14 protein-coding genes are annotated in these 13,804 nt (G+C 75.2%); 8 read left to right on the top strand and 6 right to left on the bottom strand.

The features are described 5' to 3' along the window. Positions 1 to 138 precede the first annotated feature (138 nt). The 3 genes from KMZ30_RS22410 to KMZ30_RS14905 all read left to right on the top strand — a co-directional run bounded on the left by KMZ30_RS22410 (position 139) and on the right by KMZ30_RS14905 (position 2,780). A complete protein-coding gene (locus tag KMZ30_RS22410) occupies positions 139 to 633 on the top strand; it encodes a dsRBD fold-containing protein (RefSeq protein ID WP_215513253.1) in 495 nt (164 codons plus the stop codon). Between the two features lie 85 nt (positions 634 to 718). Next, complete coding sequence (locus KMZ30_RS14910) at positions 719 to 1,897, top strand: aggregation-promoting factor C-terminal-like domain-containing protein (protein ID WP_215513254.1); 1,179 nt, start codon at positions 719 to 721, stop codon at positions 1,895 to 1,897. Between the two features lie 88 nt (positions 1,898 to 1,985). Then, a complete protein-coding gene (locus KMZ30_RS14905; protein ID WP_215513255.1) occupies positions 1,986 to 2,780 on the top strand; it encodes a class I SAM-dependent methyltransferase in 795 nt (264 codons plus the stop codon). 210 nt (positions 2,781 to 2,990) lie between these two features. Here KMZ30_RS14905 and KMZ30_RS14900 read toward each other — a convergent pair whose 3' ends face one another. After that, positions 2,991 to 3,836 (bottom strand): aldo/keto reductase, encoded by an 846-nt coding sequence (locus KMZ30_RS14900; RefSeq protein ID WP_215520055.1) that lies wholly within the window; start codon positions 3,834 to 3,836, stop codon positions 2,991 to 2,993. A 106-nt stretch (positions 3,837 to 3,942) separates the two neighbouring features. On the opposite strand from KMZ30_RS14900, the gene KMZ30_RS14895 reads away from it, so the two are divergent. Continuing rightward, the gene (locus tag KMZ30_RS14895; protein ID WP_215513257.1) at positions 3,943 to 5,061 is read left to right on the top strand and encodes an aminotransferase class V-fold PLP-dependent enzyme; all 1,119 of its coding nucleotides are present in this window, start codon (positions 3,943 to 3,945) and stop codon (positions 5,059 to 5,061) included. Between the two features lie 81 nt (positions 5,062 to 5,142). Next, a complete protein-coding gene (locus KMZ30_RS14890; RefSeq protein WP_215513258.1) occupies positions 5,143 to 5,949 on the top strand; it encodes an alpha/beta fold hydrolase in 807 nt (268 codons plus the stop codon). On the opposite strand, the gene KMZ30_RS14885 is transcribed toward KMZ30_RS14890, so the two are convergent. After that, positions 5,946 to 6,629, bottom strand: coding sequence for a DUF4386 domain-containing protein (locus KMZ30_RS14885; protein WP_215513259.1), 684 nt, complete (start codon positions 6,627 to 6,629; stop codon positions 5,946 to 5,948). The two genes, KMZ30_RS14890 and KMZ30_RS14885, sit on opposite strands and share 4 nt — an antisense overlap. Positions 6,630 to 6,726: 97 nt before the next feature. Between KMZ30_RS14885 and KMZ30_RS14880 the strand changes: the two genes are divergently transcribed. Then, complete coding sequence (locus KMZ30_RS14880; protein ID WP_215513260.1) at positions 6,727 to 7,416, top strand: TetR/AcrR family transcriptional regulator; 690 nt, start codon at positions 6,727 to 6,729, stop codon at positions 7,414 to 7,416. Here the strand turns inward: KMZ30_RS14880 and KMZ30_RS14875 are convergent. Then, positions 7,387 to 8,064: an HAD family hydrolase gene (locus KMZ30_RS14875; protein WP_207022102.1), complete on the bottom strand. Its 678-nt coding sequence runs from the start codon at positions 8,062 to 8,064 to the stop codon at positions 7,387 to 7,389. The genes KMZ30_RS14880 and KMZ30_RS14875 overlap by 30 nt on opposite strands. A 127-nt stretch (positions 8,065 to 8,191) precedes the next feature. Here KMZ30_RS14875 and KMZ30_RS14870 point away from each other — a divergent pair, with 127 nt between their 5' ends. Next, on the top strand, positions 8,192 to 9,226 hold the full coding sequence (locus KMZ30_RS14870; RefSeq protein WP_215513261.1) for a YncE family protein: 1,035 nt from the start codon (positions 8,192 to 8,194) through the stop codon (positions 9,224 to 9,226). Here the strand turns inward: KMZ30_RS14870 and KMZ30_RS14865 are convergent. From KMZ30_RS14865 to KMZ30_RS14855, 3 genes are all read right to left on the bottom strand, one after another. Next, positions 9,216 to 10,196 carry a GTP pyrophosphokinase gene (locus tag KMZ30_RS14865; protein ID WP_215513262.1) on the bottom strand — a complete coding sequence of 327 codons (981 nt, stop codon included), beginning with the start codon at positions 10,194 to 10,196 and terminating at the stop codon, positions 9,216 to 9,218. The two genes, KMZ30_RS14870 and KMZ30_RS14865, sit on opposite strands and share 11 nt — an antisense overlap. A gap of 203 nt (positions 10,197 to 10,399) precedes the next feature. Then, positions 10,400 to 11,770 (bottom strand): replicative DNA helicase, encoded by a 1,371-nt coding sequence (gene dnaB / locus KMZ30_RS14860; RefSeq protein WP_215513263.1) that lies wholly within the window; start codon positions 11,768 to 11,770, stop codon positions 10,400 to 10,402. Between the two features lie 388 nt (positions 11,771 to 12,158). Continuing rightward, positions 12,159 to 12,434 (bottom strand): DUF2277 domain-containing protein, encoded by a 276-nt coding sequence (locus tag KMZ30_RS14855; RefSeq protein ID WP_030526196.1) that lies wholly within the window; start codon positions 12,432 to 12,434, stop codon positions 12,159 to 12,161. Positions 12,435 to 12,530: 96 nt separating this feature from the next. Between KMZ30_RS14855 and KMZ30_RS22405 the strand changes: the two genes are divergently transcribed. Further along, positions 12,531 to 13,757 (top strand): acetyl-CoA hydrolase/transferase family protein, encoded by a 1,227-nt coding sequence (locus KMZ30_RS22405; RefSeq protein WP_215513264.1) that lies wholly within the window; start codon positions 12,531 to 12,533, stop codon positions 13,755 to 13,757. The last annotated feature ends 47 nt before the right edge of the window (positions 13,758 to 13,804 follow it).

The following is a 13,804-nucleotide window of genomic DNA, read 5'->3' as shown; positions in this document are numbered from 1 at the left end:
TGCGGTGTAGCCCGCGGCGCTGCCGGGACGTCTTCCGCGGCGGGGCCGGGAGGAGGACGATGGGCTCGGGTGCCGGGGACCGTCGCCACCACCCCGGCACCCGGCCCGTCCCGGTGACGACCGACCGAGGAGGCGGCCGTGAGAGCGCACCCCGGACACCACATCGTCCTCACCGGAGAGCGGGTCGACCAGCCCGCCCGGGCCGGAGAGGTCCTCGGCTGCGGGCCGGACGGCGAGCCGCCGTGGACGGTCCGGTGGGACGACGGGCACACGAGCACGCTCTACCCCGGCGCCGGCTCGGTCCTGCGCCTCACGGAGGACGAGGCCCCGCCCGCCGAGGCGGACCCGGGCCCCGACGCCGGCACGCTGCGGCGCTGGAGCGTGCGGGTCACCCTCTTCGAGACCGGGGACGACACGACGGCGACGGTCGCGCTGCTCGCGGACGCCCCGGAGGCCCTCACGGCGCTCGGGCGCAGCCACCGCTCGCCGCGCGACCCGGCCGACCCGCACATCGGCGACGCGGTGGCGGTGGCCCGGGCCCTGCGCGTGCTCGCCGACCGGGTCATGGCGGCGACCGAGCACGACATCGAGGCCCGGACCGGTGAGCACGACGTCCAGGTCCGGCCGCGGTGACCGCCCCCGGCACCTGTCCACACGCTGAGGACGACGTGGCCGGTGGTGCTTCCGTGGCCTGTGAGGCCGGTGTGACACTGCGGGAGTGACCGTCCTCGCGCGTGCCCGCACGACAACCCACGTGCTCGCCGCGGCCCTCGTCCTCGGGCTGGCCGGTGCACCCGCCGCGCACGCCGACCGCCCGGTCGTCCCGGGGGCCGGCGAGGTGCGGGCGGCGCGCGACGCCGCGGCGACCGCCGACCGGCAGGCGACGCGCCTGGCGTCCGAGCAGGCCACGGTGGCCCATCGGCTCACGGCCCTCCAGCTCGGGGTTGCCCGGGCGGTCGACGCCCAGCGGGCCGCCGAGCAGGAGCTCGCCCGCGCGAAGGCCCTCGCGACGAAGGCGGCCGACGAGCTCGACAACGCCCGGGCCGAGCAGGTGGCCGCCCACCGCGACGTCGCGGACGCCGCCGTCCGGGCCTGGACGAGCTCGGGCGAGGTCAACGCGCTCGAGCTGGCCCTCACCGGGTCGCCGGAGTCGATGGCCGACGCGCAGGTGGTGCTCGACCTCCAGGGGCGGCGCACGAGCGCGGCGCTCTCCCGCGCGGCGGGCGCGGCGGCCGCCGGCGCCGCGGAGTCGGCGCACCTCGAGGCGGCGCGCGCTGACCAGGCCACCGCCACCCGGCAGGCGCAGGAGGCCCGGCAGGCGGCCGAGCGCGCCGAGGCCGACGCGGCCCGAGAGGCCGCCGCCCTCGCCGCCCGCGCCGAGGCCCTCGACGCCCGGGTCGCCGCCCTGCGGGCCCGGGCCGCGCGGCTCGCGACGCAGCGCGCCTCGGGCCTGCGAGCCCTCGCCCGGGCCCGTGCCCGGGCCGAGGCCGAGGCCCGCCGCCGGGCCGAACGCGAGGCCCGGGCCGCCCGCGACCACGCCGCGCAGGGCGGCGCCTCGACCCCGGTGGTCGGCGGCGGTGGCGGCTCGCCGGCGAGCGCCCAGCGCACGGCCCGCTCCCTCCTCGGTGCCCACGGCTGGGGCGGCGACCAGTTCGGCTGCCTCGTCGACCTCTGGAACGGCGAGTCGGGCTGGAGCTGGAGCGCGACCAACCCCTCGTCGGGCGCGTACGGCATCCCCCAGGCACTCCCGAGCTGGAAGATGGCGAGCGCCGGGTCGGACTGGCTGACCAACCCGACGACGCAGGTCCGCTGGGGGATGGAGTACATCCAGCGGGCGTACGGCTCGCCGTGCGCGGCCTGGGGGGCCTGGCAGGCGCGCTCCCCCCACTGGTACTGACCGCCGCGCCGACCACCCCGCGGACACCGCCCGCCCACGGCACGACCACCCCCTTGCCCACCCTCGCGTCGGGCGCGACGGTGGGGTGATGGTCCCCTACACGCACGGCCACGCCGAGCCCGTCCTGCGCTCGCACCGGTGGCGGACGGCCGAGAACTCGGCCGCGCACCTCCTGCCGCACCTGAGGCCGGGCCTGCGCCTGCTCGACGTCGGCTCGGGGCCGGGCACCATCACCGCCGACCTCGCCGCGCTCGTCGCCCCCGGCCGGGTGACGGCGCTCGAGGCGGACGACGCCTCCCTGGCCCTCACCGCTGCGGAGCTGCGCCGGCGTGGCGTCGGGGCCGACCTCGTCGTGGGCGACGTGCACGACCTGCCCTTCCCGGACGGCTCCTTCGACGTCGTCCACGCCCACCAGGTGCTCCAGCACGTCGGCGACCCCGTGCAAGCCCTGGGCGAGATGCGGCGCGTCTGCCGGCCCGGCGGGGTCGTCGCCGCTCGGGACGCCGACTACGCCGCCTTCGCCTGGTGGCCGCGGCCCCCCGGGCTCGACCGCTGGCTCGACCTCTACCGCGACGTCGCCCGGGCGAACGGCGGCGAGCCCGACGCCGGTCGGCGCCTGCTCGGCTGGGCCCTGGAGGCGGGCTTCCCGGCGCCACGCGTCACGGCCTCGACGTGGTGCTTCGCGACCCCGGAGGACCGCGACTGGTGGGGCGGCTCGTGGGCGGACCGGATGACGGGGTCGCGGCTGGCGGAGCAGCTGGTGCGCGAGGAGCGCTGCACCGCAGGCGAGCTCGAGGCCGTCGCAGCGGACTGGCGGGCCTGGGCCGACGCACCCGACGGCTGCTTCACCGTCCTCCACGGGGACCTGCTCGCCTCCCCCTGACGCGCGCCGCCGCCCCAGGCCTCACGCGTATCGGGTCACCCGATACGGGTGCGCTTCACCCCGGAACGGTTCTCGGGTTCAGCGCGGTCGTATCGGGTCACCCGATACGCAGGTGACGCAGGTGACGCAGGTGACGGCGGGGAAACGACCGGGGATGCGCGAGGGCCCGGCTCCGTGGTGGAGCCGGGCCCTCGGGCGGTCAGCGAGCGGTCACTCGGGGACGTAGTCGAACTCGTCCGGGTTGGGGCCGGTGCGGCCCTCCTCGCCCTTGTCCAGCGCCGAGATGCGCGAGACCTCGTCCGGGGTCAGCGAGAAGCCGAAGATCTCGAAGTTCTCGCGGATGCGCTCGGGGGTCACCGACTTCGGGAAGACGATGTCACCGCGCTCGATGTGCCAACGCAGCGTGACCTGCGCCGGGGAGACGCCCTTGGCCTGCGCGATCTCCGTGATGACCGGGTCGCCGAGGACCTTGCCCTGGGCGATCGGCGACCACGCCTCGGTCGCGATGCCGTGCTCCGCGTCGGCCGCGCGGACGGCCTCGTTCGTGAAGTACGGGTGGACCTCGACCTGGTTGACGGCCGGCACCACACCGGTCTCGGCGACGATGCGCTCGAGGTGCGCGGGCTGGAAGTTCGAGACGCCGACGGAGGCGGCGCGCCCGTCCTCGACGAACGAGGCCATCGTGCGCCACGTCGAGACGTAGTCGCCGTCGTAGAGCGTCGGCAGCGGCCAGTGGATGAGGAAGAGGTCGATCTTGTCGAGCCCGAGCTTCTCCATCGTCTCGCCGAAGGCGCGCTTCGCGTCGTCCGGGCGGTGGAAGCCGTTGTTGAGCTTGGAGGTCACGTAGATCTCGTCGCGCGGGATGCCGGAGGTGCGGATGGCCTCGCCGACCTCGGCCTCGTTGCCGTACATCTCCGCGGTGTCGATGTGGCGGTAGCCGATCTCGAGGGCGCGCGTGACGGCCTCTGCGGTGTCCGACGGCTCGATCTGGAACACCCCGAAGCCGAGCTGGAGGATGGTCGTGCCGTCGTTGAGCGTGATGCTGGGAACGGTCATGCAGGGTCCAGCGGTCGGCGGGCCGTGGGTATTCCGCCCGGTCCCGGTGTGGAATCCGTGGTGCTCGGACGCGCGGGAGGGGGTCGGACGGGCGAGGATGTCGGTCATGGACCGACGGGACGACTACGCGCTGGCGCGCGGCCGGACCTTCCTCAACCACGGCTCGTTCGGGGCCACGCCCGCGACGGTGCTCGCCGCCGCCTGCGCAGTGCGGGCCGACGCCGAGGCCGACTACCCCGGCTTCTACCACCACCGGCTCTTCCCGCAGCTGGACGCCAGCCGCCGCGCCGTCTGCGCGCACCTCGGCGTGCCCGAGGACCGCGGCGTGTTCGTCCGCAACGCCACGACGGCGATGCAGACGGTGGTCGACCACCTCGCGCTGCGCCCCGGCGAGCAGGTGGTCGTCACGAGTCGCGAGTACGAGGCGACCGTCGCGCTCATGGGTGTGCTCGCTGCCCGGGGGGTCGACGTCGAGGTGGTCGACGGTCGGCACGAGGGGCTCGTCGAGCGGCTGCTCGACGCCTGCAGCCCGCGGACGCGGGCGGTGGTCGTCAGCCACGTCACCTCGCCGTGGTCGCAGGTCAACGAGGTCGACCGGCTCTCCGCCGAGCTCTCGCCGCGCGGCGTCGCCACCGTCGTCGACGGCGCCCACACCGCCGGCCAGCTGACGATGCCGGTGCGGCGGCCGGGGGTCTTCGTCTGCCTGACCCTCCACAAGTGGCTCCACCTGCCCAAGGGCGCGGGGTTCCTCGTCGTGCCCGACGACGCCGCCGACGACCTGCGCCCGGTCGTCACCAGCTGGTACTCGCAGTCGGGGTCGCTGCCGGAACGGTTCGCCTGGGGCGGGACGGACGACGTCGTGGCCCACCTCGTCGCCCCGACCGCCCTCGCCTACCACCGCGACCTGCTCGACGACGGGCTGGTCGACCACTGGGAGAAGCTGACCGGGCACGCCGAGACCCTCCTGCTCGGGCTGCCCGGCACGAGCGTCCTCGCCCCGGCGCCGCGCGCCCCCGCGATGGTCGCGGTCGGCCTCCCCCCGGTCGACCCCGAGGAGGCCCTGCGCCGGATGCACGCCCGCGGCGTCGACCTCTGGTGCGCCTCGACCGACGAGGGCCCGGTGCTGCGGCTCTCCGTCGCGCCCTACACGACCCCCGAGGACGTCGACCACGGCGTCGGGGTGCTCGAGGAGGTCCTCGCCGGGATGCCGTGGCGGGCCGCCTGAGCCGCACATCCCCGTTATTCGCTTGTCGCGCCGGCGTCCTGCGGCGTTGACTGGCCGCATGACGTCCGTCCCGGGTCCCGCGTGCCGCTGAGCGACCGGTCCGTCGCGTACGAGCGCGCCGGCCGGCCCGAGGCACCCACCGTCGTGCTCCTGCACGCCGGGGTCGCCGACCGGCGGATGTGGGACCCGGTGTGGGACACCCTGACCGACGCTTTCGATGTCGTGCGGCTCGACCTGCGCGGCTTCGGCGCCACGGACACCGCACCCGCCGGCAGCGTGTGCCACCGCGGCGACGTCGCGGCGCTCCTCGACGAGCTGGCCGTCGGCTCGTGCCACCTCGTCGGCGCGTCGTTCGGCGCCGGCGTCGCGGCCGAGGTCGCCCTCGAGCGGCCCGACCTCGTGCGCTCGCTCGTCCTCGCCCCGCCGGGCGGCAGCCTCCTCGTGACGATGACCGAGGACCTGCGGGCCTTCGTCGAGGCCGAGCGCGCGTGTCTCGGGGCCGGCGACCTGGACGGCGCCGTCGCGCTGAACGTCGAGACGTGGCTCGTCGGCCCCGGGCGCACCGAGGCCGACGTCGACCCGGGCACGCGCCGGGCCGTCGCGACGATGCAGCGGCGCGCCTTCGAGGTCGAGGCGCTGCTCGGGGACCTCGAGGTCGACGAGCCGGACCCGCCCGCGGTCGAGCGCCTGTCGCGGCTGGAGGTGCCGGTGCTGGTCCTCGTCGGCGGGCACGACCTCGCGACGGTCCAGGACGCCGCGGAGCGGGTCGTCGCGGGCGCGCCGGACGTCGGCCGCGTCGACTGGCCGGACGCCGCGCACCTGCCCTCGATGGACCACCCCGAGCGCTTCGCCTGGCTGCTGCGCGAGTGGGTCACCCGCCTGGCCTAGCCGGTCGCCGCCACCTCGCGCGGGAGCACCGCCGCCGAGGGCACCCCCGTCCGGACGCCGCGGACCAGCAGGTGGACGGCGAGCGAGACCTCCCACGCGAAGATCGGGAGCGCGGCCACGGCCACCGGCCCGGTGACCCCGGCCAGCACCGCGAGGTTGACCACGCCGATGAGCGGGCCACCGACCAGCCCGAGCAGCGGGATCCAGCGCGCGACCATCCGCTCGCGGTGCAGGACCAGCGCGAGGACGACCGTGTTGACCGGGCAGACGAGCCCCGGGCCGACGACGAACGCCCACGCGTGCAGCCCGGTGAGGGCGGCCCGCGCACCCTCCCCACCGGCCGGGGAGCCGTCCGACCCCGGCACGGCCACGGCCGCGAGGACGGCGAGCACCCCGGCGAGGATGACGGCCGCCTCCAGCGCGCGCAGGGCCACGTAGGCGGTCGACGCCACCGGGGCGCGGTCGCGCAGGAGCCCGTGGAGCGCGAGCGCGGTGCCGACGACGGCCACGGCGAGCACCGTCTCGAGGGCGGCGCCGGCCAGCACCGCGCCGCGGTCTGCGAGGTCGTGCCCGGGGTCGACGCCGCCCGGCCCGTAGAGGAGGAGGGCCCCGACGGACGTCACGTGGGTCAGGAGGAAGAGGGCGCCGGCGGTCCGGGCGCCGGGCTGTCGTGTGGTCATCGGTCTCCCCGACGTCGGCGGTGTACGGCGTACACCTCAGGGTCACCACGGTAGGTTTACGGCGTACACCTCGTCAAGCCCCCCGGAGGAGACCCCCGTGCCCGGCACCGAGCGCACACCGCTGTCGCGTCCGCGCGTGCTCACCGACGCGGTCGCGCTCGCGGACGCCGAGGGCATCGAGGCGGTGAGCATGCGTCGCCTCGCGGAGCGGCTCGGGGTCGTGCCGATGGCGCTCTACAAGCACGTGGCCGACAAGGAGGACCTCCTCGACGGGGTCGTCGAGGAGGTCCTCGGGGAGGTGGTGGTCGCGCCGCGGCCGCGGACGCCCGACGACTGGCCCGACGCGGTGCGCGCCACCGTCCTCTCGGCCCGCGCCGCCGTGCAGCGTCACCCGTGGCTGCGCCGGGTCCTCGAGACCCGCAGCCGGCGGACGCCCGCCGTCCTGCGCCACATGGACGCCGTGACGCGCCACCTGCTCGACGGCGGGTTCACCCCGGACCTCGCTCACCACGGGATGCACGCGCTCGGCAGCCGCATCTGGGGGTTCAGCCCCGAGCTCTTCGACGAGTCCGTCGCCGCACCGACCCGCCGGGCCGCGCCGGCCCCGGACCCGGCCGACTACCCGGGCATCCTCGCCGTGGCCCTCGATGCGCAGGCCCGCCGACCGCGGGCGACCTCGTGCGACGACGAGTTCGAGTTCCGCTTCGCCCTCGACCTGCTGCTCGACGGCCTCGAACGGCTGCGGGCGGCCGGGTGGTCATCCCCCGGTGACGCCGGCGAGGGCTGACCCCTCCCAGTGCCGCAGCAGGTCGGCCGGGTCCGCGTACGTCTCGACGCAGCCGGCCTCCCGCAGCTCGGCCGCGCTCGTCCCGCCGCACTCGACGCCGACGCACGGCATCCCGGCGCGACGGGCCGCCTCGGCGTCCCAGACGGAGTCGCCGACGAACACCGCCTCCCCGGCGCCGAGCCCGATGCGCTCGAGGGCGACGTCGAGGATGTCCGTGTCGGGCTTGCTGCGCTCGGCGTCGGAGCTCGTCGTGCTCTCGTCGACCCAGTCGTCGGCGTCGAGCGCGCTCCGGAGGGCGTCGAGGTCGGTCCGGCCCGCGGACGTCGACAGGACGACGACCATCCCCGCCTCGTGGCAGTGCCGCACGAGGTCGCGGGCGCCGGGCAGCGGGACGAGCCGCTCGTGCCACGCCGCGAACAGCGCCGCGTGCGAGGCGACCACCTCGTCGGCGACGGCCTCGTCGTCCCCGTCGAGGAGGTGGCCGACGATGCGGTCCGACCCGAGGCCGATGGCCCGGTGGATGCGGTGCATCGGCACGACGTGCCCGTGCTCGCGCAGGGCCTGCCACCAGCACGTCGTGTGCGCGTAGGAGGTGTCGACGAGGGTGCCGTCGACGTCGAGGAGCACGGCGCGGGGAGCGGTGGGCACGGAGGGCCTCCGGTGGGGTCGGGGACGGGACACCGGAGGGCTACCCGGCCCGGCGGGCCTGCACGCACGACGGGCCCGGTCGATGTGCGGAGCCGTCCGGGGGCCGGGCTCGGGCAGACTCGGGCCGGTGACCCCTCCTCGCCCCGTCGGCCGCCGCCTCGTCCTCGGCGCGGGGTTGGTGGGCGCCGCCTCCGCCCTGGCCGCGTGCTCCGGCGACGAGCCGGCGGCCCCGGCCGGCGACCACCACGCGGGCGGCGGCCCCGGCGCCGAGCCGGCCGTGGCCCCGACGCCGACGGTCGAGCCCGCCGGCCGGGTCGTGCCGGTCGGCTACTCCCCCGAGGGGATCGTCCTCGACCCCGCGAGCGGCCTCCTCGCCGTGGGTGTCCGCCGTCCCGACCGGCTGGTCCTGCTGGACCCCACCACCCTCGCCGTCCGTCGCACGGTGGACGTGCCCGGCACGGTGCGCCACCTCGGCCTCACCGCGGGCGGCGGGACGGTGCTCGTGGCCAACGAGGCCGCCGACGAGCTCGTCGAGGTCGACACCGACACCGGACGCACCCGCACGACCCCCGTCGGCCACGTCCCCCACGACGCGACAGGCGCCGAGGGCGGCGACATCCTCGTCGGCGACGAGTTCAGCGGCTCGATGAGCGTCGTGCGTGACGGCCGGGTCGTCCACACCTTCGACGACCTGCGCCAGCCGGGCGGCGTCGTCGCGGACGGGCGCACGGCCCTGGCCGTCGACGTCGCCGACTGGTCGCTCACGAGCTACGACCTCGACCGGATGACCCGCGTCGCTCGGGTGCCGGCCGGGGAGGGACCGACGCACGGCATCCTCGCCCGGCCGGGGCTGGTCGCCGTCGCCGACACCCGGGGCGACGCGCTGCTGCTGTTCTCGGTCGACCCGCTGCGGCAGGTCGGGTCGCTGGCCCTCGCCGGCAGCCCCTACGGCCTCGCCGCCGACGCGAAGGGCGGCCTCGTGTGGGTGACCCTGACCGCGCGCAACGAGGTCGTCGGCGTCGACGTCACGGGGTCGGCGCCGCGCGAGGCCGCCCGGTACCCGACCGTCCAGCAGCCGAACACCGTGGCCGTCGCACCGGGCTCGCGCACGCTGTGGGTCGCCAGCCGCACCGACGGCACGGTGCAGCGCATCACCCGCTGAGGCGGGCGGCCCGCGCCGCGAGGGCGTCCTGCCGGTGGGCGTTGCCGTGGAGCGCGAGGTAGCGCTCCCCGAAGCGCGCGAGGAGGTCGTCGTCGAGCCGGCGGACGGCCCCGGGCGGGTAGCGGTAGTCCATCGCGGCCGTCACGGCGGCGCTGTCGATGTCGCGCAGGACCTCGCTCAGCTCGTCGAGGGAGGCGATGCCGAGCTCGAGGAGCAGGCCGGCGATCCACTCGTAGTGGTCGGTGCGCGACCACCCGGCGCTCGAGTACCGGCCGGCGAGGAAGGTCGCGAGCTCTTGGGCGCTGATCCGCGGGTCGAGCTCGTCGCCCGCGTCGACCCCGCTCGTGCCGAAGCCCGCCTGGAGCCGGTCGCGGATGGTCTGGAACTCGCGGTCGGCGAGCTCGAGGAGGCCGGCCGCGAGCGTGAAGCGGCGGTCGAGGTCGGGCACCTGCTCGGGCGGGACCGTCCCCTTGTAGCGGATGTCGTGCTCGAACTCGGCCCACGCGTGCTGCAGCACGGTCCGCAGCTGGACGGACGCGCACCGCAGCGGCTCGTAGCCGGCCCCGGGCTCGGTGGAGCGCGTCACGAGGAGGTGGCGGCTCGCGTACCCGAAGCGGCCGGCGGCGGCGGTCTCGACCCCGAGGTCGCGGTCGTCGAGGACGGTGAAGTGCTCGGCGAGCAGGTCGGCGACGGCGTCGATGTCGCGCTGCACGTAGGTGATGACGCGGACGCCGACCTGGTCGGTCACCGCGACGAGCGGGTCGGCCGCGCCGTCGGCGGCGAGCACCCCGCGGGCCTTGGCGGCGAAGGACGCGACCGACTTCGTGCGGCCGGTGACGCTGAGGTAGTTGATGCCGGCCTCGTCGATCGTCGCGGCGACGTCGGCGACGAACTGCTCGGTCGCGGGGACGAGCCGCGGGCGGGCGGCCGTGTACCCCGCCACGGCGCGGTCGACGTGGCGCAGGGACATGGGCCCCACTGTCCCACGCCGGCCCGCTCCCCCGTCCGCGCGACGCCCCCGACCCGCACCCACCCCACTTCGTGCGAGACAGGGACTGATTGCCCATCGGCCACCTTGTTGCCCCTGGAACCCGCCCCCACAGGTGGCGGATGGGCAAGAAGTCGAGCAACCAGACGACGTGAGAGCCAACCACCCCACGTCGGGTCAGGGGGTCAGAAGCCGCCGTCGCGCGCCATGTTGTTGAAGCGCGAGTAGTGCCCCTGGAAGGCCAGGACGATGTCGGCGGTCGGCCCGTTGCGGTGCTTGGCGACGATGACGTCGGCCTCGCCCTCGCGCTCGGGGTCCGAGCGGTCACGGTGCAGGAGGATGACGACGTCGGCGTCCTGCTCGATCGAGCCCGACTCACGCAGGTCCGACATCTGCGGGCGCTTGTCGGTGCGCTGCTCGGGGCCACGGTTCAGCTGGGAGACCGCGATGACCGGCACCTCGAGCTCCTTGGCGAGGAGCTTGAGCGCTCGCGAGAACTCCGCGACCTCCTGCTGGCGCGACTCGACCTTCTTGCCGCTCGTCATCAGCTGGAGGTAGTCGATGACGATGAGCTTGAGGTTGTGCTGCTGCTTGAGCCGGCGCGCCTTGGCCCGGATCTCCATGAGCGACATGTTCGGGCTGTCGTCGATGAACAACGGCGCGTCGGAGATCTTGCCCATGATCCGCGCGAGCTTGGTCCACTGCTCCTGGTTCTTCAGGCCGCGGCGCAGGTCCTGGAGCTGGATGGTCGCCTCGGCCGACAGGATGCGCATCGTGATCTCGGTGCGGCTCATCTCGAGCGAGAAGACGGCCGCGGCCATCCCGTGCTTGATCGCCGCCGCCCGCACGATGTCGATGCCGAGCGTCGACTTGCCGACGGCCGGTCGCGCCGCGACGACGATCATCTGGCCGGGGTGCAGGCCGTGGGTCAGCTCGTCGAGCTCGATGAACCCGGTGGGGACGCCGATGAGGTCGTCGGTGCGGCCCGAGGCGGCCTCGATCTCCTCCATCGTCTCGTTGAGCAGCTCGCCGAGCGCGTGGTAGTCCTCGCCGCCGCGCTTCTCGGCGACGGAGTAGACCTCGGCCTGGGCCCGGTTGACGATGTCGTCGATGTCGCCCTCGCCCTGCGCGTACCCCATCTGGACGATGCGCGTGCCGGCCTCGACGAGGCGGCGCAGCACCGCCCGCTCGTGGACGATCTCGGCGTAGTAGCCGGCGTTGGCGGCGGTCGGCACCGACTGAATCAGCTGGTGGAGGTAGGCCTGCCCGCCGACGCGGGTCAGGTCCCCGCGCTTGGAGAGCTCGTCGGCGACGGTGATGGCGTCGGCCGGCTCGCCGCGGCCGAACAGGTCGAGGACGGCGTCGAAGATCGCCTCGTGGGCCGGCCGGTAGAAGTCGTGCGCCTTGACCTCCTCGAGGCAGTCGGCGATGGCGTCCTTGTCGAGGAGCATCGAGCCGAGGACCGACTGCTCGGCGTGGAGGTCCTGCGGGGGGACCCGCTCGTCCGGGCGGTCGCTCGGAGGGGAGAAGGCCTCGCTCAGCTCCGCGATGCTCACCCGTGCGCCCCTTCCTGGACCGGTCCGTGCGACCCCGAGCGGACCGCCTGCGCGACGCCCGTCGACCTGGTCCACACCCCACCAGAAGGCACCGACACCGGGACGTCCGAGTCACCGTAGGACCTGCGGGCGGCGACCTCCAACCCCGGCGCCGAACGGCTGTGGACAGGGTGTGGACACGCTGGGGAAAACGCCGGGCGGAGTTGTGCACCGTCGGTGGAGAACCCTGTGGACGACACCTCGACGACCCTCGTCGCGAGCCTCTGACCTGCGGCTTCGCCATCCACCCCCTGTGCGCGACAGAAAGTTTCGGGCGTGTCACGGTCCACAGGCGACGGGAGGCATCTGCATCACGTCGCGGCGGGCCCGACCCCGCCGGACACCGGTGTCAGCCGGTGCGGCCGTAGCGCTCGGCCGCCCGTGCGCGGGCCTTGGCCGCCTCGACCTCGCGGTCCTTGGGCGGGGCCTGCGTGACGAGCGCGTCGAGCAGGTGCGCGGTGGCGTGCGCGACCTCGTCGACGGCCCGGGCGAAGGCCTCCTCGTTGGCCTGGGACGGCCGCGTCGACCCGCTCACCTTGCGCACGTACTGGAGCGCGGCGGCGCGCACCTCCTCGCTCGTCGCCGGCGGCTCGAAGTTGTGGAGCTGGCGGATGTTGCGGCACATGGCGTCCACGCTAGGCCCGCACCGGCGTCGCCGGAAGGGGTCAGGACAGCCTCACCTGCCGTGTGCGCGCGCCCCGGACGGGCCATGATGGGTGTCGTGCGGACAGTCACGCTCGACCAGCTCGGCCGTCACCTCGCCGCCCTCCCGGGGGTCCCCCGCGTCGTCGTCTCCGGCAACGTGGCCGTGCCCTGGGAGGCCGTCCGGGTCCTCGACGAGGGACGCCAGGAGTACGTCCTCCATGCCCTCAACGCGCCACCGGGGATCCCGGACCGGCCCGGGGTCACCGCCGAGACCTGCTTCGTCGGCGGGGGGATGCGCCGACACTCGAACCTCTCGTACGTCCCGAGCCGGCTCTCGCTCGTCCCCGTGCTCTACGGCGGGCCGCTCGCCCCCGACGTCGTCGTCGTCCACTGCGCCCCGTCGCGCGACGGGATGCTCTCGCTCGGCATCGAGGTCAACGTCCTCCCGGCGGCCATCGACGCCTGCCGGGCCCGGTCGGGACTCGTCGTGGCGGTCGTCAACGACCGGATGCCGTACACCGGCGGCGACGCCCTGCTCCCGGTCGAGGCCGTCGACCTCGCCGTCGAGGTCTCGGCACCCCTGCCCACCCACCAGCCGCTCCTCCCCGACGACGACAGCCGGCTCATCGGCGAGCGCATCGCGGCGCGCGTGCCCGACGGCGCGACCATCCAGGCCGGCATCGGCGGCATCCCGGACGCGACGATCGCCGCGCTGACCGACCGACGCGAGCTGCGCGTGTGGACCGAGATGTTCTCCGACGGGGTCGTCGCCCTCGACCGGGCCGGTGCGCTCGACGCGGACCACCCGCTGACGACGTCGTTCCTCTTCGGCTCGCAGGACCTCTACGACTGGGTCGACGGCAACCCGCGGGTGCGGATGACCCGGACCGAGACGACCAACGACCCCGGGCTCATCGCCCACCAGCGCCGGATGACCTCGGTCAACTCCGCGCTCGAGGTCGACCTCTTCGGCCAGGCCAACGCCTCGCGCATCGACGCGCGCATCCACTCGGGCTTCGGCGGGCAGACCGACTTCGTCGTCGGGGCGCTGCACTCGCCGGGCGGCCAGTCCTTCATCGCGCTGCGCTCGTGGCACCCGAAGGCGAACTGCTCCACCGTCGTCCCGCTCCTCGACGAGCCCGTGACGAGCGTGCAGCAGACCGCGATCGTCACCGAGCAGGGCGCCGCCGAGCTCTTCGGGTACGACCAGCGCGGGCAGTGCCGGCACATCATCCGCGACGCCGCCCACCCCGACGTCCGCGACGAGCTGTGGGAGGAGGCGCGCGCGCTCGGCCTCGCCTGACCGACCGCAGCCGCACCCCTCCTCCGCCGCGCCCCCCGGCCGCGAAC

This window comes from Phycicoccus mangrovi (assembly GCF_018729305.1).
GTDB lineage: Bacteria > Actinomycetota > Actinomycetes > Actinomycetales > Dermatophilaceae > Phycicoccus > Phycicoccus jejuensis.
Note: the sequence above shows the minus strand (reverse complement) of the source record. Positions and strands in the feature narration are given on the sequence as shown.